This window comes from Bradyrhizobium sp. (assembly GCF_035935975.1).
Lineage (GTDB): Bacteria > Pseudomonadota > Alphaproteobacteria > Rhizobiales > Xanthobacteraceae > Bradyrhizobium.
Map to the genome: position 1 here is coordinate 49988 of NZ_DASYWN010000051.1, position 21747 is coordinate 71734.

Here is a 21747-nt window from a genome sequence, read left to right on the forward strand (position 1 = left end):
GCTCTGCGCAGCAGCGTTGCACGCTGCAGCGCGTCCGGGACACGAGAGCTGAGCACGCTGCCGCCTCACACTCCGTCATTGCGAGCGAAGCGAAGCAATCCAGAATCTCTCCGCGGAGGGATTCTGGATTGCTTCGTCGCTTCGCTCCTCGCAATTCCGCTGCGGAAACGTCATCGCTACAAATCAAAACGGGCACGCCTTCGTTCGAAGGCATGCCCGTCAAAACTTCATTCGTGCGACGCGCGTGCGCTCAGTGCACGCTGACGGCTTGCAGCTCGTTGCTCCAGGCGTTGGCGATTGCGGCTTCGCGGCTGTCGGTCAACATGATCGGCGTGCCGTCGGCGGCGTGGAGCGCGAAAAGCTTGAGGCCCGGCGCGATTTGCGGGGCTTCGGGAAACAGGCCCGGCACGTCTTCGGAGCGGATCTGCTTCACATAGGCGATGTGACCTTCGCCGAGGGTTGCCAGCGTCTCGGGCGAGACGTTCTTGGCTTCGTATTCGAACGCAACGTGACCTTCACTCATGGTCTCGACTCCTCTGGAACACTAAGCGGTCGAGTCCGCTACTCGTTCCATTATTCGTGCTCATTGATAGCGATTGTCTTAACGATCCTCTCCGGTTCTGGCCGGGCGAGGTCGATCGACAACAACCCGTTCTTCAGATCCGCACCCAGCACCAGCATCCCCTCCGCCAGCACGAAGGTGCGCTGGAAGTGGCGCGCGGCGATGCCGCGATGGATGTATTGCCGGGTCTTGTCGTCCTGCTGCCGCCCGCGGATCACGAGCTGGTTTTCCTCAATGGTTACATCGAGTTGGTCGCGGGTGAATCCGGCGACCGCCAGCGTGATGCGCAAACGCTCGGGCTGGCCGTCCGACCGGTCGCACCTCTCGATATTGTAGGGAGGGTAGCCGTCGGCGCCTTTGACGACGCGGTCGAGCACGCGCTCGATCTCGTCGAAGCCCAGAAGGAACGGGCTGGATAACGTGGGAACACGAGACATAGTTTACAAAGTCCTTTCGAAGCGACTTTGATGTTTCAGGGCCCGGAAGCGGCGCCCCTTGGTCAACAATATGGTCATATCCCTGAGTGGGTTCAAGCACGTAGCGGGTGCCCTGTGGATGGGGCATGCCCGGTCGCCCGCGTCATTCTGCCGTCGTTAACGTGTCAGCTATGTCTCCGAACACCCGTTCGGAGCGTTGAGACGACAAGCTTCGGCAGGACGATTTTTCGCGGCGAATTTTCCCAATAGAAACAGACCCCCTTCTACTGTGCATGGGGTTGTTTTCGCCCTTTTTGCTTGATCGGCCGTTCCGGAGCCGCTCAGGCCTCGATCCGCGTCCGTCCGTCGCCGCTGAACAAATGCAGCTTCGGCCGCACGGCGGCGACGCGGATCCTCGCGCCGATGGCGGGAGCCTCGGTTCCGGGGATGCGGACGATGATCTCGCCAGGCGGCAGCTCGCCCGGGGTGGCGGCGACGCGCTGCTCGTCCTGGGCGCGTGAACCATAGACGAAGGTCTCGGCGCCGACGCGCTCGATCGCTTCGACGGTGAGCGGCAGCGCAACGCCGCCGGCGGGCGTCTGGTCGGTGATCACAAAGTCTTCCGGGCGGATGCCGAGGATGCCGGCTTCGCTGGCGGTGCCACCGAGCTGCGATTTGATTTCATCTGCGCGCGTCGACATCAAATTCATCGGGGGAGCGCCGATGAAGGAGGCGACGAAGGTCGTCGCCGGCTTCTCGTAGATTGCGAGCGGATTGCCGACCTGCTCGACCTGGCCGCCGTTCATCACCACGAGAATGTCGGCGAGTGTCATCGCCTCGAGCTGGTCGTGGGTGACGTAGATCGACGTCGTGTTGAGCCGGCGCTGCAATTTGCGGATCTCGACGCGCATCGCGATCCGCAGCTTTGCGTCGAGGTTCGAGAGCGGCTCGTCGAACAGGAACACTTTTGGCTGGCGCACGATGGCGCGGCCCATGGCGACGCGCTGGCGCTGGCCGCCGGAGAGCTGGCGCGGCTTGCGCTCCAGCATCGGCGTGAGCTCGAGCACGCGCGCGGCTTCCGCGACGCGGGTCTTGACCTCGGCCTCCGCCATGCCGCGGTTGCGCAGGCCGTAGGCCATGTTGTTGAAGACGCTCATATGCGGATAGAGCGCGTAGTTCTGGAACACCATCGCGATGTCGCGATCGGCGGGCTCGATCTGGTTGACGACGCGGCCGCCGATGTCGATCTCGCCGCCGGTGACGGTCTCCAGGCCTGCGACCATGCGCAGCAGCGTGGACTTGCCGCAGCCGGAGGGGCCGACCAGCACGCAGAACTGGCCGTCGGCGACGTCGACGTTGACGCCTTTGATTGCCTCGAAGCCGCCCGTGTAGGTCTTGCGGACGTTGCGCAAGGTGACGTTAGCCATTGAAACTCACTTTTCGGTCTCGACCAGACCGCGCACGAACAATTTCTGCATGACGACGACGACGAACACCGGCGGCAGCATCGCCAGCACGGCGGTCGCCATCACGATCGGCCATTCCGTCAGCGCGTCGGTGGTGGTGATCATCTTGCGGATGCCGACCTGGATGGTCTGCATGTCGTCGCGCGTGGTGATCAGCAGCGGCCAGAGATATTGATTCCAGCCGAGGATGAAGAGGATCACGAACAGCGCCGCCATGTTGGTGCGCGACAGCGGCAGCAGCGTGTCCCAGAAGAAGCGCAAGGGGCCGGCGCCGTCGATGCGTGAGGCCTCCAGCAACTCGTCCGGCACGGTCATGAAGAACTGCCGGAACAGCAGCGTCGCGGTGGCGGATGCGATCAGCGGCAGCGCAAGGCCCGCATAGCTATCGAGCATGTGCAGGTCGGCGACGATCTTGTAGGTCGGATAGATGCGCACCTCGACCGGCAGCATCAGGGTGATGAAGATGATCCAGAAGATCGACATCCGGAACGGAAAGCGGAAATACACGATCGCATAGGCCGAGATGATCGAGATCGCGATCTTGCCGATCGCGATCGCCAGCGCCATCACCAGCGAGTTCAGCATCATGTTGCCGACCGGCTCGCGGGTCGAGCCGCTCGTGCCGACGAAGATGGTCTGGTAGTAGACCTCGAAGAAGTGGCCGCCGGGCAGCAGCGACATCTGGCCGTTGGCGATCAGCGCGTTGTCCTGGGTCGAGGCGACGATGGCGATGTAGACCGGGAACGCGACGATCGCGATCCCGATCCACAGGATGAAATGGGCGACGTAGCGCCGGAAGCCCTCTTCCTCGACCATCAGTAGGTCACCTTGCGTTCGACGAAGCGGAACTGGATTCCGGTGAGCACGATGACGAGGATCATCAGGATCACCGATTGCGCCGCCGAACTGCCGAGATTGCCGCCGAGCAGGCCGTCGGAATAGACCTTGTAGACCAGCGTGACCGTCGACGTTCCCGGACCGCCGCGGGTCATGGTGTCGATGATGCCGAACGTGTCGAAGAAGGCGTAGACGATGTTGACGACCAGCAGGAAGAAGATGGTCGGCGACAGCAGCGGGAAGGTCACGGTCCAGAACCGGCGCATCGGGCGCGCGCCGTCGATCGCGGCAGCCTCGAACACACTTTTCGGGATCGCCTGCAGGCCGGCGAGGAAGAACAGGAAATTGTAGGAGATCTGTTTCCACGCGGCGGCGAGGATGATCAGCGCTGCGGCCTGATCGCCGTCGAGCAGCGGATTCCAGTCGACCCCCAGCGCGCGCAGATAACGCGCGAGCACGCCGAGCGAGGGATGCAGCATGAAGATCCAGAGCACGCCGACCACGGGCGGCGCCACCGCATAGGGCCAGATCAGCAGCGTGCGATAAAGCATCGAGCCGCGCAGCGGCTTGTCGGCCATGACGGCGAGCAGCAGCGCGAAGGACAGCGACAGGATTGCGATCGCGAACGAGAAGACGAACGTCCGGACGACCGCTTCGAAATAGGCGGGGTCCTTGAGCAGCTCGATGTAATTGTCGAACCAGACGAAGGTGGTGGACAGGCCGAAGGCGTCCTGGAGCAGGAAGGACTGGATCACCGCCTGCAGGGCCGGCCAGTAGAAGAAAATCAGGACGATCGCGAGTTGCGGGGCAACCAGCGCGTAGGGCAACAGCTTTGACTGGAAAATGGCTTGCTTTTGCATGATGCCGGGTGAGCGGCAGGCCGGGTGACCGGCCCGCCGCTCATCGCCTTACTTGACGGCAGTCTTTTCGAACTGGCGCAACATCGTGTTGCCGCGTTCGACGGCGGCATCGAGCGCCTGCTTGGCGGTCTTCTTGCCGGCCAGCGCCTGCTCGATCTCTTCCGACCAGACGTCACGCAGCTGAACCATGTTGCCGAGGCGCAGGCCGCGAGAGTTCTCGGTCGGCTCCTTGTTGGTCAGCTCGAGCAGCGGGGTCTCGAGATAGGGCTGATCCTTGTAGAAGCCCTCGGCCTTGGCCTTCTCATAGGCCGCCTTGGTGATCGGCAGATAGCCCGACGCCTTGTGGATGTAGACTTGGCGATCGGTGTCCGAGAGGAAGGTCAGGAATTTCGCGACGCCCTTGTATTCCTCAGCCGACTTGCCGCCCATGACCCAGAGCGAAGCGCCGCCGATGATCGAGTTCTGCGGCGCGCCCTTGACGTCCGGATAGTACGGCATCGGCACGGCGTTGAAGTTGAACTTGGCCTGCGCCTTGACGTTGCCGAAGAACGCCGACGAGGTCAGGTAGATCGCGCACTCGCCCGAGGTGAAGCGGCCTTCACCGGTGTTGGTACGGCCGGCGTAGTCGTAGACCTTGGTCTTCTGCAACTCGACCAGGGTCTCGAGGTGCTTGACCTGGAGCGGTCCGTTGAACTCGAGCACGGTGTCGAAGCCGTCGAGGCCGTTGGCCTTGCTGGCGAGCGGCACGTTGTGCCAGGCCGAGAGCTGCTCAAGATTGACCCAGGTGACCCAGGAGCCGGAGAAGCCGCAGGTGTCGTGACCGGCAGCCTTCAGCTTCTTGCCGGCCTCGAACACTTCGGGCCAGGTCTTGGGAATCTCGACATTCGCCTTCTTCAGCTCGTCGAGATTGACCCACATGACGGTGGACGACGAGTTGAAGGGGAACGACAGCATCTCGCCCTTCGAGGTCGAGTAGTAGCCGGTGATCGCGGGCAGATAGATCTTGGGATCGAACTTCTCGCCGGCTTCGGCCATCAGCTTGTAGACCGGCTTCACGGCGCCGGTCGCAGCCATCATGGTCGCGGTGCCGACTTCGAACACCTGCATGATGTGCGGGGCGTTGCCGGCGCGGAACGCCGCGATGCCGGCGTTCATCGTGTCGGGGTAGTTGCCCTTGTAGGTCGGGATGACCTTGTAGTCGGTCTGCGACGCGTTGAAGTCGTTGGCGAGCTTGACGATGACGTCGTTGTTGGCGCCGGTCATCGCGTGCCACCACTGGATTTCAGTCACGGCCAGGGCCGGCGAAGCGCCCATGCCGACCGTGATTGCAAATGCAGCAGCCGCTCCAAAATGTCGAAGAGCCATCAAGTAAACCTCCCTTGGCCGTCAAAAAGAAGCGCTTGCGCTAGCAGCGCCATATGACGTTCACATGACTGTGTAAGCGGGAGAAACGAAAGCAGCAAGCGCTGCCCAAAGGGAAGCCGTCAAATAGGCGAATGCGACGCGGGCAGCCTCCTCCGTTCGCAGTGCACACCTGCGTGCCTGCGCCGCACTGCGGCATCGGTTGTTGGAGGAGGCGAGGGCCCCTAGCGCTTGCGCTCGGGGCCGCAGACCGTGCCTTTCTCGACCATCGCGTCGATCTCGGCCTTGGAGTACCCGAACTCGCCCAGCACCTCCGCCGAGTGCTGGCTGAATTTCGGCGGTAGTCGGCGCAGGCTCGGCTTGCTGCGATCGAGCCGGATCGGCGAGGCCACGCCCTTGTACCAGTCCTTCTCGATGACATCGCCGCGGGCGATGGTGTGCGGGTTGGTCAACGCCTGGTCGATCTTCTGCACCGGGCCTGCGGGCAGGCCTGCCGCAAGCAGGCGATTGCACAGCGGCTCGGCCTCGTGCTGGCTGAACACGGCGGCAAGTTCCGCGCGCAGCGCCTCGCGATTGGCGATGCGGTCCTTGTTGCGGGCAAAGCGCGGATCGGTGCCGAGCTCGGGCTTGCCGATCTCCTTGGCGAGCTTGCGGAAGGTGCCGTCATTGCCGACGCCGATGAAGATGTTGTCGGTTTTCGTCGGGAAGATCGCGTAGGGCACGAGGTTGGGATGCTCGTTGCCGGTGAGGCCGGGCGGCTTGCCGTGCATGAAATAATTCGCGGTGTGCGGATGCATGATGGCAAGGCCGGTCTCGTACAGCGTCGTCTCCAGGAACTGGCCCTTGCCCGAGCGCTGCCGCTCCGACAGCGCCATCAGGATGCCGATCGCCGCGTAAAGACCGGTGGTGATGTCGACCAGCGGCACGCCGATCCGCATCGGCCCGCTCTCGGGCGAGCCGGTCGCCGCGATCATGCCGGTCATGGCCTGGATGATGGCGTCATAGCCGGGATTGCCGCCGCGCGGGCCGTCGGCGCCGAAGCCGCAGATCCGGCAATGCACGAGGCGTGGGAATTTCTTGCTGAGAACGTCATTGCCGATGCCCCATTTCTCCAGCGTGCCCGGCTTGAAATTCTCGATCAGGACGTCGGCCGTCTCCAGCATCTTCAGCAGCACGACGCGGCCGCCCTCGGAGGCGAGGTCGAGGCCGATCGAGCGCTTGTTGCGGTTGATGCCGATGAAATAGGCGGCGTCGTCGTCGTGGAAGGGAGGGCCCCAGTCGCGCACCTCGTCGCCGGCGGGCGGCTCGACCTTGATCACGTCGGCGCCGTGGTCGGCAAGGATCTGGGTGCAGTAGGGACCGCCGAGCACGCGCGTGAGATCGATGACGCGCAGCCCGCTCATTGCGCCCAAAACGGCTTCAGTCATTCCGTCGCTTCCCCTGTGTCGATATTTGACCACAGGCCTAGCGAGGTTCGGACGCGCCAGCAATGGCTTGTCGCGTGGAGGCGTATGCGTCGCGGCGACATACCACGGTATGGGAAATCAAACGGAAGCGGCCGGCCCGAGGGGGATCTCGGGCCAGCCAATTCGCCCTGGATCAGACGACCGTCAGGCGAACGTCGACATTGCCGCGCGTGGCATTGGAGTAGGGGCATACCTGGTGGGCCTTCGCGACCAGCGCTTCGGCCTCGGCGCGGTCGAGGCCCGGCAGCGAGACGGCGAGGTCGATGTCGAGACCGAAGCCGCCTTCCGAGCGCGGGCCGATGCCGACGGTTGAGGTGACGGAGGCGTCAGCCGGAACCTTGGGGCCGCCCTGCGAGGCCACGAACTTCATCGCGCCGATGAAGCAGGCGGCATAGCCGGCCGCGAACAGCTGCTCGGGATTGTTGCCGGCGCCACCACCGCCGCCGAGCTCCTTCGGCGTGGTGAGCTTGACGTCGAGCGCGCCGTCGAGGGTCGCAGCATGGCCGTCACGGCCGCCGGTGGCCTTTGCGCTGGTCTTGTAGAGGACGTTCACTGACATTTTCGTCTCCTCGGGGGTCTTCGGGTTGGGGTGAGCTCTATATCGCAAACAATTAGATTGTGCGCAATTGATATTTGCATGCCTCACATTTAATTGTTCGCAATTGAATGTGCCGGCAGCCGGCCCCAGAATGGGAGAAACGCACGAGATTCTCTATGGCCCGGAAATTATCGACCCTCGATCCGCAACGCCTCGACAACCAGATCTGCTTCGCGGTCTATTCGGCCGCGCATGCCTTCAACCGCGTCTACAAGCCGCTGCTCGACCGCCTCGGCCTGACCTATCCGCAATATCTGGTCATGCTGGTGCTGTGGGAGCGCGACGACGTGCCGGTGAAGGATATCGGCGAGAAGCTGTTCCTGGATTCGGGCACGCTGACGCCGCTCTTGAAACGGCTCGAGGCCGCCCATCTGGTCAGGCGCACGCGTAGCAGCGAGGACGAGCGCCAGGTGCTGATCGCCCTGACCCCGCAAGGCCATGCATTGAAGGAGAAAGCGCGCAGCGTCCCGCAATCGATCCTGGCGGCGTCGGATTGCTCGGTGTCGGAGCTGGTCGCGATGAAAGACGAGATCGTCGCGTTGCGGGATCGGCTGAATGCGGTGATCGGGGAGTAGGGGGTTAGAGGCGCGATCAAAAATGCTTCTTTGCGAACGCGCGCCCTGAGCCAGATTTCAAATATCGCTCGAACGCGACAGCGCGTGCTGCATCATCAAACGCGAAATAGGTCCGTATTCGCCAGGGCCCGTATTTTGAAGTGTGCGGTACCTCGCCCGCGTTGTGCTTCGCTAAGCGAGCCCGCAAGTCGTCCGTGATGCCGACGTAGAAGTGCTCGGAATCGAGACTTTCGAGGATATAGACGTATTTCATTCTGCTTCCTCCCCCACGGGTAGGATAGCAGCATCGAGACACGTTTAGGGTGTTGCTTCCGTCTATAGCTGCGACGACGTGGATGTCGATCCCAGTCCGCCTTCGCCCTTCGGGCTATGGCGGGACAGCCTTCGCTCACTTCGCTACGAGGGACTTCCCCAGGCTTGCCCAGCCGTAGCTCGCGAAGCGAGCGAAGGCTGGTGGAGCCAGGCGGGATCGAACCGCCGACCTCTTGCATGCCATGCAAGCGCTCTCCCAGCTGAGCTATGGCCCCTTAGTCCTTAACCGGGTGAACCTGGTTGATCACCCCTGGACCGGCGAGCCTTTCGACTCGCGCGGTGCACCCTTTTTCACAGATCAGGACTGATCTCAAGTCTCTTCATCACCTCCGACATCACCAATGATGTCGGTTACGTCCTCATCGCCCTCTTCTTCGTCGGCAATGAAGGTCGAATCATCGTCATCGTCGTCGTCGAGGGTCTCGTCGACCTCGATATCGTCCTCCGATTCGGGCACGGCGGCCTTGACCTTGCCGGTGTTCTCCTCGGCATCGGCCTCCTCGAGCGAGACCTCTTCGACCTCTGCCGGCTCCGGCGCGGTATCCGCAGCTGCGGTGTGCCGGGCTTCGGCGCCGCGGGGGACGCGAGCGGGCGCCACCGGGGCGATCGGCACGACTTCGCCGGTATAGGGCGAGATCACCGGATTCTTGTTGAGGTCGTAGAACTTCTTGCCCGTGGTCGGGCAAATACGTTTGGTTCCGAGTTCGGACTTGGCCACGGCAGGAATCCTGGGAATGTCTGAAAAGCGGTGTTTCACTTGGCTAGTTGGCGGCCCGCTGTCAATAGCGCATTACGGGAGAACGACATGCCCGTGACGGGACGCAGACCATGTGGTACCTGCGCCCCAGCCCCCTTTAAGGGGCATCCAAGGACATAATCGTGACCCATTCCGACCAACCGAGGCCGCTCCGGTCGCGCGCCAGTGGTCCCCTGACCGGGAAAGTACGGGTGCCCGGGGACAAGTCGATCTCCCACCGCGCCCTCATCCTGGGCGCGCTCGCGGTCGGCGAGACCCGGATTTCGGGCCTGCTGGAGGGCGAGGACGTCCTCAACACCGCCAAATCCATGCAGGCGCTCGGCGCCAGGGTCGAACGCACCGGCGATTTCGCCTGGAAGGTCAATGGCGTCGGGGTCGGCGGCTTCGCCCAGCCCAAGGCGGCGCTGGATTTTGGCAATTCCGGCACCGGCTGCCGGCTGGTCATGGGCGCCGTCGCCGGCTGCCCGATCTCGGCGGTGTTCGACGGTGACGCCTCGCTGCGCAGCCGCCCGATGCGCCGGATCCTCGACCCGCTCGAAAAGATGGGGGCGAAGGTCGTCTCCGGCGGCGAGGGCGGCCGTCTGCCGCTGACCGTGCAGGGCGCGCGCGATCCGCTGCCGATCACCTACAAGACCCCCGTTGCCTCGGCCCAGATCAAGTCGGCGGTGCTGCTGGCGGGCCTCTCTGCGCCGGGCATGACCACTGTGATCGAGAGCGAGGCGAGCCGCGACCACACCGAACTGATGCTCAAGCATTTCGGCGCCGACATTACCTCGGTGCCGGAAGGTCAGCATGGCCGCCGCATCACGCTGGTGGGCCAGCCTGAGCTGCATGGCGCGAACGTCGTGGTGCCCGCCGATCCTTCTTCGGCCGCGTTCCCGATCGTTGCAGCGCTGATCGTCGAGGGCTCGGATGTCGTGCTGTCCGACGTCATGACCAATCCGCTGCGCACCGGCCTGTTCACGACGCTGCGCGAGATGGGCGCTTCGATCGAGGAAAGCGAAGTCCGCGGCGATGCCGGCGAGCCGATGGCGCAGTTGCGCGTGCGCGCCTCAAAGCTGCGCGGCGTCGAAGTGCCGCCGGAGCGCGCGCCGTCGATGATTGACGAATATCTGGTGCTGGCGGTGGCTGCGTCCTTCGCCGAAGGTACCACCATCATGCGCGGCCTGCAGGAACTGCGCGTCAAGGAGTCCGACCGCCTCGAGGCCACCGCCGATATGCTGCGCGTCAACGGCGTGAAGGTCACGGTCTCCGGCGACGATCTGATCGTCGAGGGCCGCGGTCATGTCCCGGGCGGCGGCACTGTCGCGACCCACATGGACCATCGCATCGCGATGTCCGCGCTGGTGATGGGCTGCGCCTCCGACCAGCCCGTGACCGTCGACGACACCGCCTTCATCGCCACCAGTTTCCCGGACTTCATTCCGATGATGCGGTCGCTGGGGGCCGAGTTTTCATGAGGCCGCGGCCATGAGCGCAGCCCTCGACCGCGATGCCTTGCTGGACGCTTTCGATTCGATCGGCCGTGCTGCGGCCGCCGCCGGAACCAAGCTTCAGATCGCGGTCTACGGCGGCTCTGCCCTCATGCTCGCCAGCAATTTCCGCTTTGCTACGGAAGACGTCGACGTATCGAAGCTCGAGCACCCACTGCCGGATTGGCTGACGAGGACAACAACCGAAATTGCCGCGAGGAATGGGTGGGATGCCGACTGGTTCAACGATCAGGTCGCATTTCATCTCAGTCCGTTGGCGGATCGCGCCGCGGATCATCTCGAATTCGGCACTTTCCCACGTGACGGCACGCCCCCAGGGCTTGAGGTGTCAGTGCCCTCTGCTGCATATCTTCTGGCCTTGAAATTGAAGGCGTTCCGCATCACGGATCCCGTTCGCGGGGAGACGGAGCGGCTGGATATCTTGAACTTGATGAAAGTCGTTGGAATCTCGACCGTCGAGGAAGCCATCGCTCTGCTAGGCCGGTATTTTCCGGTGAGCGCGGCCTCTTCGGAGAAGCAACGCTTCCTGCTGAAAAATATGGATCTCGGGGGAGGAGCGGATGCGCCCGAATACGCTCGCTGAAGCCGTCGACCGCATTCGCGCCGGCGCGCCGCAGGACGCGACCTTGGCCGAATTCATAGACACGTTCGATCTGGCCGGGACGAGCCTCGCTCAATTCGAGACGATCGAGGACGAGCCGGCGCTGACGCTGAACGAACGGCTCGATGCCCTGGTCGGTGCGATCGCAGAATATCTGGCAAAGCAACGCCGTCTTGGCCGGGTGCCGGCCTGGGTCTGTGATCCGGCCCGCCGTCTTGCCGAGCCATGGTTCACCGCATCGGCCCCGTCCGACGCGATGCGCGAATATCTCACTTTTGCGAGCCCCGCGGAGTTCGCGTCTCGCAACATCTTTACCGAAGAGCGGCCACTGCGACGTGCGCGCGGGCCGCAGACAGCCAAGGTTTGAGTGAAATGATCATCGCCATCGACGGGCCCGCGGCCTCGGGCAAGGGCACGCTCGGCAAGCGGCTCGCCCATCATTACGGCTATCGTCATCTCGATACCGGTGTGATCTACCGCGCCGTCGCCTACGCCTTGATGCAGTCGGGCCATGATCTCAGCGACGAGGCCGCGGCGGTCGCTGCGGCGCTGGAACTTGATCCCGAAAAATTCGGCAATCCCGCCCTGAAGACCCAGGAGGCCGGCGAGGGCGCCTCCATCGTGTCTGCGATCCCGAGGGTTCGCGAGGTCCTGGTCAATTTCCAGCGGCAATTCGCCGCCGATCCCCCCGGCGCGGTACTGGACGGCCGCGACATTGGAACCGTGATCTGCCCGCATGCCGATGTGAAGATCTTCGTCGTCGCCGACCCCAAGGTCCGTGCCCGCCGCCGCACCATGGAGGCCAAGGCGCGCGGCGAGGAGGCGGACGAGGCGGCGGTGCTCGCCGACATCATCCGGCGCGACGAACGCGACAAGAACCGGCCGATCGCGCCTTTAAAGCCAGCCGCGGATGCTTACTTGCTAGATAACTCCCAACTGGATATAGAAGGCGGCGTCCGGGCCGCCATCGACATTATCGAGGCCGTCCGAGCGGGCCGGTCGCGGGGTTAAGCCGCAGCCGTCATTGGAGGAAGCGCCCGCTCCCGCTCTTTGATGTCGATACCTTCGGTCCCTGTTTTGGGACCGGCGCGATCCAGGCTCCGGACCTAAGATTTTCACGTATCGAACGCGCGGGCCCTGCCGGCCCGCTTCCGCTGTTCTGGTCTTTCGGCCGGAGCAGCGAGCGGTCGCTCGAAGGTTTTGCGGACCTTCCGACACTGCGCGTGCGATGCGCCCATGAACCCAACGGCCGGCAAGACATCCGCAACTGGAGAACAAATGGCTTCGATTTCTGCTGATACCTATAGCCCGTCGCGTGACGATTTCGCCGCGATGCTCGACGAGTCCTTCGCAGGTGGCAACCTGCAGGAGAGCTCCGTCGTCAAGGGCAAGGTGGTTGCAATTGAAAAGGACATGGCCGTCATCGACGTCGGCCTGAAGACCGAGGGCCGCGTTGCCCTTCGTGAATTTTCCGGCCCCGGCCGTGACAGCGAGCTCAAGGTCGGCGACGAGGTGGAAGTGTTCCTCGATCGCATCGAGAACGCCCTCGGCGAAGCCGTGCTGTCGCGCGACAAGGCGCGCCGCGAAGAGAGCTGGGGCAAGCTCGAGAAGGCCTTCCAGAACAACGAGAAGGTCAACGGCGTCATCTTCAACCAGGTCAAGGGCGGCTTCACCGTCGACCTCGACGGCGCCGTGGCGTTCCTGCCGCGCTCGCAGGTCGACATCCGTCCGATCCGCGACGTTGCGCCGCTGATGAACAACTCGCAGCCGTTCCAGATCCTCAAGATGGACCGCCGCCGCGGCAACATCGTCGTGTCCCGCCGCACGGTTCTCGAAGAGACCCGCGCCGAGCAGCGCCAGGAGCTGGTGCAGAACCTCGAAGAGGGTCAGGTCATCGACGGCGTGGTCAAGAACATCACCGATTACGGTGCGTTCGTTGATCTCGGCGGCATCGACGGCCTGCTGCACGTCACCGACATCGCGTGGCGCCGCGTCAACCATCCGACCGAGGTGCTCTCGATCGGCCAGACCGTGAAGGTCAAGATCATCAAGATCAACCACGAGACGCACCGCATCTCGCTGGGCATGAAGCAGCTGCTGGACGATCCGTGGCAGGGCATCGAAGCCAAGTACCCGCTGGGTGCCCGCTTCACCGGCCGCGTCACCAACATCACCGACTACGGTGCGTTCGTCGAGCTCGAGCCGGGCATCGAAGGCCTGATCCACGTCTCCGAGATGTCGTGGACCAAGAAGAACATGCACCCCGGCAAGATCGTGTCGACCTCGCAGGAAGTCGACGTGCAGGTGCTGGAAGTCGATTCCGTCAAGCGCCGCATCTCGCTCGGCCTCAAGCAGACCATGCGCAACCCGTGGGAGGTCTTCGTCGAAGGTCACCCGACCGGTTCGGTGGTCGAGGGCGAGGTCAAGAACAAGACCGAGTTCGGTCTGTTCCTGGGCCTCGAGGGCGACGTCGACGGCATGGTCCATCTCTCCGACCTCGACTGGAAGCTTCCGGGCGAGCAGGTGATCGACAACTACAAGAAGGGCGACATGGTGAAGGCCGTGGTGCTCGATGTGGACGTCGAGAAGGAGCGTATCTCGCTCGGCATCAAGCAGCTCGAAGGCGACCCCTTCGCCGAGCCGGGCGATGTCAAGAAGGGCGCGGTCGTGACCTGCGAAGTGCTCGAAGTGAAGGAGAGCGGCATCGAGGTGAAGATCGCCGGTACCGACTTCTCCACCTTCATCAAGCGCTCGGAGCTCGCGCGTGACCGCAACGACCAGCGTGCCGAACGCTTCGCCGTCGGCGAGAAGGTCGATGCCCGCGTGATCCAGTTCGACAAGAAGGCCCGCAAGGTCCAGGTGTCGATCAAGGCGCTCGAAGTCGCCGAAGAGAAGGAAGCCATCGCGCAGTACGGCTCCTCGGATTCGGGTGCGACGCTCGGCGACATCCTGGGCACCGCGCTCAAGAACCGCGACAACAAGTAAGCGAAACGTTCGTTTTGCTGACATGGAAGCCCCGGCGAAAGCCGGGGCTTTTTTGTTTTGTCTGTAGCTCGGATGGAGCGCAGCGAAATCCGGGGCCTTGTTGCCGCAATCGAAGGCGGTCCCGGATTGCGCTGCGCTCCATCGGGCTACGCGGTCACAGCCTTGTTTTCTTCAAATTGCGCCGCAATTGATGTATCCAGACAAGCCATTGGTCACGTTGTGACGGCACAACGCGTTCGGCCTTTCATTTGGAGATATTCCGATGTCGCTCGATTCGGACATCATCGTCGACCGCCGCAGGATCCGTCGCAAGCTGACGTTCTGGCGGGTGATGGCTGCGCTGATCGCGATCGCAGCGATTGCGGGCTTCGCGCTGGTCGCGACGCCCGGCGCGCGCGGCACGTTCGCAGCCGCCGGCTCGATCGCGCGGGTCCAGATCGACGGCCTGATCCGCAGCGATTCCGAGCGCACGCAGGCGCTGGAGCGGCTGGAGAATTCGCAGGCCGCCGCCGTCATCGTTCACATCAACTCGCCGGGCGGCACCACGGCCGGCTCCGAGCAGCTCTATGACTCGCTGACGCGGCTCAAGGCCAAGAAGCCGCTCGTCGTCGTGGTCGAGGGTCTCGCGGCCTCCGGCGGCTACATCACCGCGATCGCGAGCGACCACATCATTGCCCAGCAGAGCTCGCTGGTCGGCTCGATCGGCGTGCTGTTCCAGTTTCCCAATGTCTCGGAGCTGCTGAAGACCGTCGGCGTCAAGGTCGAGGAGGTGAAGTCCTCGCCGCTGAAGGCCGCGCCCAACGGCTTTGAGCCGACCAGCCCGGAAGCCCGCGCCGCGCTCGACGCGCTGGTGAAGGATTCCTACGCCTGGTTCAAGGGATTGGTGAAGGACAGGCGTGGCATGGATGACACGCAGCTCGAGAAAGTGGCCGATGGCCGTGTCTTCACCGGCCGCCAGGCGATCGATCTCAAGCTGATCGATCAGCTCGGCGACGAGAAGGCGGCCGTGACCTGGCTGGTCGAGCAGAAGGGCGTCAAGAAGGGGCTGCCGGTGCGCGATTACAAGCTCCAGCCCCGTTTCGGCGATCTGCCGTTCCTCAAGACGGCGGCCGTCGTGACGCTGGAAGCGCTTGGTTTAGGCTCGATTGCGCATCAAATCGGCCAAACCGGCGTCGCGCAGGCGGTCGATCGGCTCGGAATGGATGGAATGCTGGCGTTGTGGCAGCCGGCCGCGTCAAATTGACGGAACCAGGCGAGCTTCGGAGAATTTTCCCGTCTGGCGGGTAGAGGGGCAGCCCGCTTTTTCGGCATTTGTCACGTATTTTCCCGACGCTCAACCTTGATTTAGCGTCTTGACAGATCACGGTATTTTCACGGAAATGGTCATCCGCACGCTTCCGGGTCCTATCTCTCGATGATCAAATCCGAACTTGTTCAGCGTATCGCCGAGCACAACCCGCATCTGTACCAGCGGGATGTCGAGAACATTGTGAATGCGATTCTCGAAGAGATCGTAGCGGCCCTCGCACGCGGTGACCGCGTCGAGCTGCGCGGCTTCGGTGCCTTCTCGGTCAAGCATCGCCCTGCGCGCGCCGGGCGTAATCCCCGCACCGGCGCCCATGTGCCCGTCGATCAGAAGAGCGTTCCGTTCTTCAAGACCGGCAAGGAAATGCGCGAACGGCTGAACCGCGACCATCCGGATCCGGGCGCGCCCGACTAAGATTGGTTGTCGTCCGGGCTTAACCGAACGGCCGCATGATGCGGCAGCAAGCTTGATTCAAGACGAGCGATCGCGATGCGAAAGTTCCTGACCGCGCTGATCGTGATCCCGCTGGGCCTGATCCTGGTGACCTTCGCCGTCGCCAATCGCCATTTCGTGACGGTCTCCTTCGATCCCTTCGTGTCCAGCGACCCCTCGTTCGCGGTCACGATGCCGCTGTTCCTGCTTCTGATCGTGGTGGCCGCCCTTGGAGTGTTCGTGGGCGGCTTGGCCGTCTGGTTCGGCCAGCGGCGCTGGCGACGGGCGGCGCGCCGGAATGACGCGGAGGCCCGGGCCGCCAGGACAGAATTGGCCGATCTGCGGGCCCAGGCGGCCGCTGCGAAGTCCGATTCCCAGCGTCTCCCCGTCCCCTCCGGGGTCGGCCTTTACGGGCCCGTCGGGCGAGACAAGCAGCGCGCGACGTTGTAGAAGCGGCCCCGACCGAAAAACCCGTTTCCGGGCCGCCGCTTGCGGCCGCTACCCGCTTTGAGACCATGTCCCTGCTCGTCAAGATCTGCGGCCTGTCCACGCGCGAGACGCTCGAAACGGCGCTCGACGCGGGCGCCGACATGGTGGGGTTCGTGTTCTTCCCGCCGTCGCCGCGGCATGTCTCGCTGGAGACGGGCCGCGACCTCGGCCGCCAGGTGAAGCGGCGTGCGCTCAAGGTGGCGCTCACGGTCGATGCCGACGACGCCACGCTCGACAACATCATGGACGCGCTGTCGCCGGATATCTTCCAGCTCCACGGCAAGGAGAGCGTGGCGCGGCTGCGCGACATCAAGCAGAAGTTCGGCCGCCCGGTGATGAAGGCGGTGCCGGTCGCAACCGCGGCCGATCTCGCCGTGTTGCCTGGCTATGCCGCGGTCGCCGACCGCATCCTGTTCGATGCGCGCGCGCCGAAGGATGCGACCCGTCCCGGCGGCTTGGGGGCGCCCTTCGACTGGCACCTCCTGGAAAATCTCGATCTGAAATTGCCCTACATGGTCTCGGGCGGGCTTCACGCCGACAATGTCGCGGAAGCCCTCCGCGTCACCGGCGCCGGTGGCGTCGACGTGTCCTCCGGCATCGAAAGCGCCCCGGGCGTGAAAGATCCGGAGCTGATCAAGGCCTTCATTCGCGCCGCGCGCGCCACTCAAGAGTTGAGCGTTCGATGAACATCGCCAAACCAAACTCCTACCGCAGCGGCCCCGACGAGCGCGGCCATTTCGGCATTTTCGGGGGACGCTTCGTCGCCGAAACCCTGATGCCGCTGATCCTCGATCTGGAGAAGGCCTACACCGCGGCCAAGGCCGACCCGGCGTTCCAGGCCGAGATGAACGGCTATCTCAAGAACTATGTCGGCCGCCCGTCGCCGCTGTATTTCGCCGAGCGTCTCACCGAGCATCTCGGCGGCGCCAAGATCTACCTGAAGCGCGAAGAGCTCAACCACACCGGCTCGCACAAGGTGAACAACGTGCTCGGCCAGATCATGCTGGCGCGACGGATGGGCAAGAAGCGCATCATCGCCGAGACCGGCGCCGGCCAGCATGGTGTCGCCACCGCGACGCTGTGCGCGCGCTTTGGCCTGGAATGCGTGGTCTATATGGGCGCCGTCGACGTCGAGCGGCAGCAGCCCAACGTGATCCGCATGGAGATGCTGGGCGCAACGGTGGTCCCGGTGCAGTCGGGCACGCGTACGCTCAAGGACGCGATGAACGAGGCGCTGCGCGACTGGGTCACCAACGTGCACAACACCTTCTACTGCATCGGCACGGTGGCGGGTCCGCACCCCTATCCGACGCTGGTGCGCGACTTCCAGTCGATCATCGGCAACGAGACCAAGACGCAGATGCAGGAGGTCGAGGGACGCCTGCCGGATTCGCTGGTCGCCTGCATCGGCGGCGGCTCGAACGCGATGGGCCTGTTCCACCCGTTCCTCGACGATCCCTCGGTCGAAATCTTCGGCGTTGAAGCTGCCGGCCATGGTCTGACGCAGCTTCATGCTGCGTCGATCGCGGGCGGCCGTCCCGGCGTGCTCCACGGCAACCGCACGTATCTGCTGATGGATGCCGACGGCCAGATCCAGGACGCGCATTCGATCTCGGCCGGCCTCGACTATCCCGGCATCGGCCCCGAGCATTCCTGGCTGCACGAGATCGGCCGCGTCAACTATCTCTCCGCGACCGATGACGAGGCGCTCGCTGCGTTCCAGCTGCTGTCGCGTCTCGAAGGCATCATTCCCGCGCTCGAGCCCGCGCACGCCATCGCCAAGGTGATGGAGCTCGCGCCGAAACGGCCGAAGGATCACCTGATGGTCGTCAATCTCTCCGGCCGCGGCGACAAGGACGTCCCGCAGGTCGGCGACATCCTGAGGGGCAAGAGCAAGTGACCACGCGTATCGACACCCGTTTCGCCGAGCTGAAGAAGCAGGGCCGCGCGGCCTTCGTCACCTATGTGATGGCCGGCGATCCCGATCCGGCGACGTCGCTCGAGATCGTCAAGGCACTGCCCAAGGCAGGCTCCGACGTCATCGAACTCGGCATTCCCTTCACCGATCCGATGGCGGATGGTCCCTCGATTCAGGCGGCAGGTCTGCGCGCGCTCAAGAACGGCATGACCTTGAAGAAGACGCTGGAGCTGGTGCGCGGCTTCCGCAAGGACGACGACGTCACGCCGCTGGTGCTGATGGGCTATTACAATCCGATCTACATTTACGGCGTCGACAAGTTTTTGGCTGATGCCAAGACATCAGGCGTTGACGGCCTGATCATCGTCGATTTGCCGCCGGAGGAAGACGACGAGCTCTGCATTCCCGCGCTGAAGGCGGGACTGAACTTCATTCGCCTCGCGACCCCGACCACCGACGACAAGCGCCTGCCTGCGGTGCTCGCGAACACGTCAGGCTTTGTCTATTACGTCTCCATCGCCGGCATCACCGGCGCAGCGGCAGCGGACGCGAATGCCGTCGGTGAAGCCGTCGCGCGCATCAAGCGGCACACCGAGCTGCCGATCTGCGTCGGTTTTGGCATCCGTACGCCGGAGGCGGCGCGCGCCATTGCCGAAAAGGCCGATGGTTCGGTGGTCGGCACCGCGCTGGTCGATGCGCTCAAGAACAGCCTCGACGCCGAGGGCCGGGCGACCGCCAAAACCGTTAACGCCGTGGCTGAGCTCACGGCCGCCTTGGCCCAGGGCGTCAAGGGCGCGAAACAAGCGGCCGAATAGGCCATAATTCCGCTTCCGGAGCGGACGACACGGCGGCTTGCCGGGCAGGGGCCCGGCAGCCATATATCGTTTCAGGCGGCCCTATGCGGGTTCGCACATCGGAGCAAACCATGAACTGGCTTACCAATGTGGTCCGGCCGAAGATCCGCAACATGCTGCGGCGGGAGACGCCGGAGAATCTCTGGATCAAGTGCCCGGATTCCGGACAGCTCGTGTTCTACAAGGACGTCGAGGCCAACCAGTTCGTCATTCCCGGCTCGAATTATCACATGCGCATGGGCGCGGTGGCGCGGTTGAAGTCGATCTTCGACAACGAGACCTGGTTCGATGTAGCGCTGCCTGAGGTCACGCCCGACCCGCTCAAGTTCCGCGACGAGAAGAAATATGTCGATCGCATCAAGGATGCCCGTGCGCGCACCAATCTGAACGACGCGATCAAGGTCGGCTACGGCAAGCTCGAAGGCGCCGCCGTCGTCGTCGCCGTGCAGGATTTCGATTTCATGGGCGGCTCGCTCGGCATGGCCGCGGGCGAGGCCATCGTGCGCGGGCTGGAGCTCGCGGTCGAGAAGAAGTCGCCGTTCATCGTGTTCGCTGCCTCGGGCGGCGCGCGCATGCAGGAAGGCATCCTGTCGCTGATGCAGATGCCGCGCACCACGGTCGCGGTGCAGATGCTGCGTGAAGCCAAGCAGCCCTACATCGTCGTGCTGACCAACCCGACCACCGGCGGCGTCACCGCATCCTATGCGATGCTCGGCGACGTGCAGATCGCCGAGCCCGGCGCGCTCATTGGTTTCGCCGGCGCGCGCGTGATCGAGCAGACCATCCGCGAGAAGCTCCCCGAGGGTTTCCAGCGCGCCGAATATCTGAAAGAGCACGGCATGGTCGACATGGTCGTGCATCGTCACGAGCTTCGCCCGACCCTGGCGCGGCTGTGCCGCCTGCTGACCAAGGCGCCGGCGCAGGAGGGCGCATCGAAATCGGTGCAGCCGGTCGTCAGCCCGGCGCAGATCGTCTCGGCCGCCGAGACGGCGCCGGCCGCGCCCCACGCGTGAACGCACCCCCTGACAGCGCGAAGAAGCCGCTCGATGACTTGATCGGGCGGCTGTCGGCCCTGCATCAGAAGCGCATCGATCTCGGGCTCGAGCGGATGCACCGCCTGCTCGAGCGGCTCGGCCATCCCGAACGCAAGCTGCCGCCGGTGATCCACGTCGCCGGCACCAACGGCAAGGGCTCGACGGTGGCCTATCTGCGCGCGACGCTGGAGGCCGCGGGCCTGCGCGTCCACACCTACACCTCGCCCTACCTCGTCCGCATCAACGAATGCTTCCGGCTCGGCCGCGTCGGCGGCGGCGTGCTCGTCTCCGACGACGAATTGCGCGCGGCGCTGGAAGAGGTCGAGAGCGTCAATGCCGGCGAAGCCGCGACCGTGTTCGAGCTGAAGACGGCAGCGGCCTTCCTCTTGTTTGCGCAGAATCCGGCCGATGCCGTGCTGCTCGAGGTCGGCCTCGGCGGGCGGCTCGATTCGACCAATGTGGTCGATACGCCGGCGGCCTGCGTGATCACCCCTGTCAGCATGGACCATATGGACTTCCTCGGGGACACGCTGACGTCGATCGCCGGCGAGAAGGCCGCCATCATCAAGCGCGGCGTGCCCGTGGTGTGCGCCGAGCAGACGGGCGAGGCGATGGCCGTGATCGAGGCGCAGGCCAAACGCATGCGCGCGCCGCTGTTTGCCGCGAATGAAAGCTGGCACGTCAATGTCGAGCATGGCCGCCTGGTCTACTCCGACGAGCGCGGCCTGATGGATCTGACCGCGCCGCGCCTGTTCGGCCGCCACCAGTTCGACAATGCCGGCCTCGCGATCGCGACGCTGCGCGCGATCCCGACCTTCAAGATCAATCAGGCCGCGTTCGAGGCCGGCATCGTCGGTGCCGAATGGCCGGCGCGGATGCAGCGTCTCACCACGGGCGAACTGCTCGGCTGGGGCCCGCAGGGCTCGGAGATTTGGCTCGACGGCGGGCACAATGCCGAAGGCGGCCGCGTCGCGGCGGCTGCGCTCGGTGATCTCGAGGAGCGCGTGTCGCGGCCGCTGGTGGTGGTCGCCGGCATGATGGCCAACAAGGACGCGCAGGCGTTCCTCGCCAATTTCGCCGGCCTCACGCGCCACATCATCGCGGTGCCGATTCCCGACACGGAGAACGCGATGCCGGTGGATCGCCTGGCGGATGCCGCGCGCAGCCTCGGCATGCGCGTCGAGACCGCCCCTGGTATCGAAGCCGCGCTGCGCGCGCTGTCGCGGCTCGCCTACGAGGTGCCCCCGCGCATCCTGATATCAGGCTCGCTCTATCTTGCCGGCCACGTGCTCGGCCTCAACGGCACGCCTCCTGCATAAACGGTCGCGTAGCCCGGATGGAGCCAACGGGTCGGCGCGAAGCGCCGCCCGATGACAGGCTCCGCGCAATCCGGGATCTCGCCACAAGCGATCAAGGCCCCGGAT

At 64.3% G+C, this 21747-nt stretch carries 24 protein-coding genes and 1 tRNA gene; 14 read left to right on the plus strand and 11 right to left on the minus strand.

The annotated features are described in order from the left end of the window. Nucleotides 1–250 precede the first annotated feature (250 nt). The 8 genes from VGR99_RS30350 to VGR99_RS30385 all read right to left on the minus strand — a co-directional run bounded on the left by VGR99_RS30350 (nt 251) and on the right by VGR99_RS30385 (nt 7528). Nucleotides 251–523 (minus strand): DUF1150 domain-containing protein, encoded by a 273-nt coding sequence (locus VGR99_RS30350; protein WP_326903627.1) that lies wholly within the window; start codon nt 521–523, stop codon nt 251–253. Nucleotides 524–573: 50 nt separating this feature from the next. After that, nucleotides 574–999 carry an Hsp20 family protein gene (locus VGR99_RS30355; RefSeq protein WP_011083554.1) on the minus strand — a complete coding sequence of 142 codons (426 nt, stop codon included), beginning with the start codon at nt 997–999 and terminating at the stop codon, nt 574–576. A 320-nt stretch (nt 1000–1319) separates the two neighbouring features. Beyond that, the gene (locus VGR99_RS30360; protein ID WP_326903628.1) at nt 1320–2405 is read right to left on the minus strand and encodes a sn-glycerol-3-phosphate import ATP-binding protein UgpC; all 1086 of its coding nucleotides are present in this window, start codon (nt 2403–2405) and stop codon (nt 1320–1322) included. A 6-nt stretch (nt 2406–2411) separates the two neighbouring features. Continuing rightward, the gene (gene ugpE / locus VGR99_RS30365; protein WP_326903629.1) at nt 2412–3260 is read right to left on the minus strand and encodes a sn-glycerol-3-phosphate ABC transporter permease UgpE; all 849 of its coding nucleotides are present in this window, start codon (nt 3258–3260) and stop codon (nt 2412–2414) included. Then, complete coding sequence (gene ugpA, locus VGR99_RS30370) at nt 3260–4141, minus strand: sn-glycerol-3-phosphate ABC transporter permease UgpA (RefSeq protein ID WP_326903630.1); 882 nt, start codon at nt 4139–4141, stop codon at nt 3260–3262. The genes ugpE and ugpA overlap by 1 nt, the downstream gene beginning before the upstream one ends. A 48-nt stretch (nt 4142–4189) precedes the next feature. Next, on the minus strand, nt 4190–5506 hold the full coding sequence (ugpB, locus tag VGR99_RS30375; protein ID WP_326903631.1) for a sn-glycerol-3-phosphate ABC transporter substrate-binding protein UgpB: 1317 nt from the start codon (nt 5504–5506) through the stop codon (nt 4190–4192). Between the two features lie 221 nt (nt 5507–5727). Then, complete coding sequence (locus VGR99_RS30380) at nt 5728–6930, minus strand: CaiB/BaiF CoA-transferase family protein (RefSeq protein ID WP_326903632.1); 1203 nt, start codon at nt 6928–6930, stop codon at nt 5728–5730. 172 nt (nt 6931–7102) lie between these two features. Beyond that, nucleotides 7103–7528, minus strand: coding sequence for an organic hydroperoxide resistance protein (locus VGR99_RS30385; RefSeq protein ID WP_326903633.1), 426 nt, complete (start codon nt 7526–7528; stop codon nt 7103–7105). 155 nt (nt 7529–7683) lie between these two features. Between VGR99_RS30385 and VGR99_RS30390 the strand changes: the two genes are divergently transcribed. Next, nucleotides 7684–8142, plus strand: coding sequence for a MarR family transcriptional regulator (locus VGR99_RS30390; protein WP_326903634.1), 459 nt, complete (start codon nt 7684–7686; stop codon nt 8140–8142). Nucleotides 8143–8158: 16 nt separating this feature from the next. Here the strand turns inward: VGR99_RS30390 and VGR99_RS30395 are convergent, their stop codons facing one another. The 3 genes from VGR99_RS30395 to VGR99_RS30405 form a co-directional block, all read right to left on the minus strand. Next, the gene (locus VGR99_RS30395) at nt 8159–8395 is read right to left on the minus strand and encodes a GIY-YIG nuclease family protein (RefSeq protein ID WP_018645072.1); all 237 of its coding nucleotides are present in this window, start codon (nt 8393–8395) and stop codon (nt 8159–8161) included. A gap of 198 nt (nt 8396–8593) precedes the next feature. After that, a tRNA-Ala gene (locus tag VGR99_RS30400) sits at nt 8594–8669 on the minus strand. A 95-nt stretch (nt 8670–8764) separates the two neighbouring features. Beyond that, a complete protein-coding gene (locus tag VGR99_RS30405; protein WP_326903635.1) occupies nt 8765–9172 on the minus strand; it encodes a TIGR02300 family protein in 408 nt (135 codons plus the stop codon). A gap of 161 nt (nt 9173–9333) precedes the next feature. Here VGR99_RS30405 and aroA point away from each other — a divergent pair, with 161 nt between their 5' ends. From aroA to VGR99_RS30470, 13 genes are all read left to right on the plus strand, one after another. Beyond that, complete coding sequence (gene aroA / locus VGR99_RS30410; RefSeq protein ID WP_326903636.1) at nt 9334–10671, plus strand: 3-phosphoshikimate 1-carboxyvinyltransferase; 1338 nt, start codon at nt 9334–9336, stop codon at nt 10669–10671. Between the two features lie 10 nt (nt 10672–10681). Further along, a complete protein-coding gene (locus VGR99_RS30415) occupies nt 10682–11287 on the plus strand; it encodes a hypothetical protein (RefSeq protein ID WP_326903637.1) in 606 nt (201 codons plus the stop codon). Continuing rightward, on the plus strand, nt 11265–11672 hold the full coding sequence (locus VGR99_RS30420) for a hypothetical protein (RefSeq protein WP_326903638.1): 408 nt from the start codon (nt 11265–11267) through the stop codon (nt 11670–11672). Before VGR99_RS30415 ends, VGR99_RS30420 begins: the two co-directional genes overlap by 23 nt. Before the next feature lie 5 nt (nt 11673–11677). After that, nucleotides 11678–12316 carry a (d)CMP kinase gene (gene cmk / locus VGR99_RS30425; RefSeq protein WP_326903639.1) on the plus strand — a complete coding sequence of 213 codons (639 nt, stop codon included), beginning with the start codon at nt 11678–11680 and terminating at the stop codon, nt 12314–12316. 267 nt (nt 12317–12583) lie between these two features. After that, on the plus strand, nt 12584–14290 hold the full coding sequence (gene rpsA, locus VGR99_RS30430) for a 30S ribosomal protein S1 (RefSeq protein ID WP_326903640.1): 1707 nt from the start codon (nt 12584–12586) through the stop codon (nt 14288–14290). Between the two features lie 262 nt (nt 14291–14552). After that, nucleotides 14553–15533 carry a signal peptide peptidase SppA gene (sppA, locus tag VGR99_RS30435; RefSeq protein ID WP_326903641.1) on the plus strand — a complete coding sequence of 327 codons (981 nt, stop codon included), beginning with the start codon at nt 14553–14555 and terminating at the stop codon, nt 15531–15533. A 171-nt stretch (nt 15534–15704) separates the two neighbouring features. Further along, a complete protein-coding gene (locus VGR99_RS30440) occupies nt 15705–16010 on the plus strand; it encodes an integration host factor subunit beta (protein ID WP_007598410.1) in 306 nt (101 codons plus the stop codon). Nucleotides 16011–16085: 75 nt separating this feature from the next. Next, on the plus strand, nt 16086–16478 hold the full coding sequence (locus tag VGR99_RS30445; RefSeq protein ID WP_326903642.1) for a lipopolysaccharide assembly protein LapA domain-containing protein: 393 nt from the start codon (nt 16086–16088) through the stop codon (nt 16476–16478). Nucleotides 16479–16543: 65 nt separating this feature from the next. Then, on the plus strand, nt 16544–17203 hold the full coding sequence (locus tag VGR99_RS30450; protein WP_326903643.1) for a phosphoribosylanthranilate isomerase: 660 nt from the start codon (nt 16544–16546) through the stop codon (nt 17201–17203). Beyond that, nucleotides 17200–18417, plus strand: coding sequence for a tryptophan synthase subunit beta (gene trpB / locus VGR99_RS30455; protein WP_326903644.1), 1218 nt, complete (start codon nt 17200–17202; stop codon nt 18415–18417). Before VGR99_RS30450 ends, trpB begins: the two co-directional genes overlap by 4 nt. Beyond that, nucleotides 18414–19250 carry a tryptophan synthase subunit alpha gene (trpA, locus tag VGR99_RS30460; RefSeq protein ID WP_326903645.1) on the plus strand — a complete coding sequence of 279 codons (837 nt, stop codon included), beginning with the start codon at nt 18414–18416 and terminating at the stop codon, nt 19248–19250. The genes trpB and trpA overlap by 4 nt, the downstream gene beginning before the upstream one ends. Nucleotides 19251–19360: 110 nt before the next feature. After that, nucleotides 19361–20302, plus strand: coding sequence for an acetyl-CoA carboxylase, carboxyltransferase subunit beta (gene accD, locus VGR99_RS30465; RefSeq protein WP_326903646.1), 942 nt, complete (start codon nt 19361–19363; stop codon nt 20300–20302). Then, a complete protein-coding gene (locus VGR99_RS30470; protein ID WP_326903647.1) occupies nt 20299–21642 on the plus strand; it encodes a folylpolyglutamate synthase/dihydrofolate synthase family protein in 1344 nt (447 codons plus the stop codon). The genes accD and VGR99_RS30470 overlap by 4 nt, the downstream gene beginning before the upstream one ends. The last annotated feature ends 105 nt before the right edge of the window (nt 21643–21747 follow it).

Excerpts from the sequence above, each read along its gene's own strand:
- VGR99_RS30350 (WP_326903627.1), bottom strand. The coding sequence starts at position 523 with ATGAGTGAAGGTCACGTTGCGTTCGAATACGAAGCCAAGAACGTCTCG.
- VGR99_RS30355 (WP_011083554.1), bottom strand. The coding sequence starts at position 999 with ATGTCTCGTGTTCCCACGTTATCCAGCCCGTTCCTTCTGGGCTTCGAC.
- VGR99_RS30360 (WP_326903628.1), bottom strand. The coding sequence starts at position 2,405 with ATGGCTAACGTCACCTTGCGCAACGTCCGCAAGACCTACACGGGCGGC.
- ugpE (WP_326903629.1), bottom strand. The coding sequence starts at position 3,260 with ATGGTCGAGGAAGAGGGCTTCCGGCGCTACGTCGCCCATTTCATCCTG.
- ugpA (WP_326903630.1), bottom strand. The coding sequence starts at position 4,141 with ATGCAAAAGCAAGCCATTTTCCAGTCAAAGCTGTTGCCCTACGCGCTG.
- ugpB (WP_326903631.1), bottom strand. The coding sequence starts at position 5,506 with ATGGCTCTTCGACATTTTGGAGCGGCTGCTGCATTTGCAATCACGGTC.
- VGR99_RS30380 (WP_326903632.1), bottom strand. The coding sequence starts at position 6,930 with ATGACTGAAGCCGTTTTGGGCGCAATGAGCGGGCTGCGCGTCATCGAT.
- VGR99_RS30385 (WP_326903633.1), bottom strand. The coding sequence starts at position 7,528 with ATGTCAGTGAACGTCCTCTACAAGACCAGCGCAAAGGCCACCGGCGGC.
- VGR99_RS30390 (WP_326903634.1), top strand. The coding sequence starts at position 7,684 with ATGGCCCGGAAATTATCGACCCTCGATCCGCAACGCCTCGACAACCAG.
- VGR99_RS30395 (WP_018645072.1), bottom strand. The coding sequence starts at position 8,395 with ATGAAATACGTCTATATCCTCGAAAGTCTCGATTCCGAGCACTTCTAC.
- VGR99_RS30415 (WP_326903637.1), top strand. The coding sequence starts at position 10,682 with ATGAGCGCAGCCCTCGACCGCGATGCCTTGCTGGACGCTTTCGATTCG.
- VGR99_RS30420 (WP_326903638.1), top strand. The coding sequence starts at position 11,265 with ATGCGCCCGAATACGCTCGCTGAAGCCGTCGACCGCATTCGCGCCGGC.
- cmk (WP_326903639.1), top strand. The coding sequence starts at position 11,678 with ATGATCATCGCCATCGACGGGCCCGCGGCCTCGGGCAAGGGCACGCTC.
- rpsA (WP_326903640.1), top strand. The coding sequence starts at position 12,584 with ATGGCTTCGATTTCTGCTGATACCTATAGCCCGTCGCGTGACGATTTC.
- sppA (WP_326903641.1), top strand. The coding sequence starts at position 14,553 with ATGTCGCTCGATTCGGACATCATCGTCGACCGCCGCAGGATCCGTCGC.
- VGR99_RS30440 (WP_007598410.1), top strand. The coding sequence starts at position 15,705 with ATGATCAAATCCGAACTTGTTCAGCGTATCGCCGAGCACAACCCGCAT.
- VGR99_RS30445 (WP_326903642.1), top strand. The coding sequence starts at position 16,086 with ATGCGAAAGTTCCTGACCGCGCTGATCGTGATCCCGCTGGGCCTGATC.
- VGR99_RS30450 (WP_326903643.1), top strand. The coding sequence starts at position 16,544 with ATGTCCCTGCTCGTCAAGATCTGCGGCCTGTCCACGCGCGAGACGCTC.
- trpB (WP_326903644.1), top strand. The coding sequence starts at position 17,200 with ATGAACATCGCCAAACCAAACTCCTACCGCAGCGGCCCCGACGAGCGC.
- accD (WP_326903646.1), top strand. The coding sequence starts at position 19,361 with ATGAACTGGCTTACCAATGTGGTCCGGCCGAAGATCCGCAACATGCTG.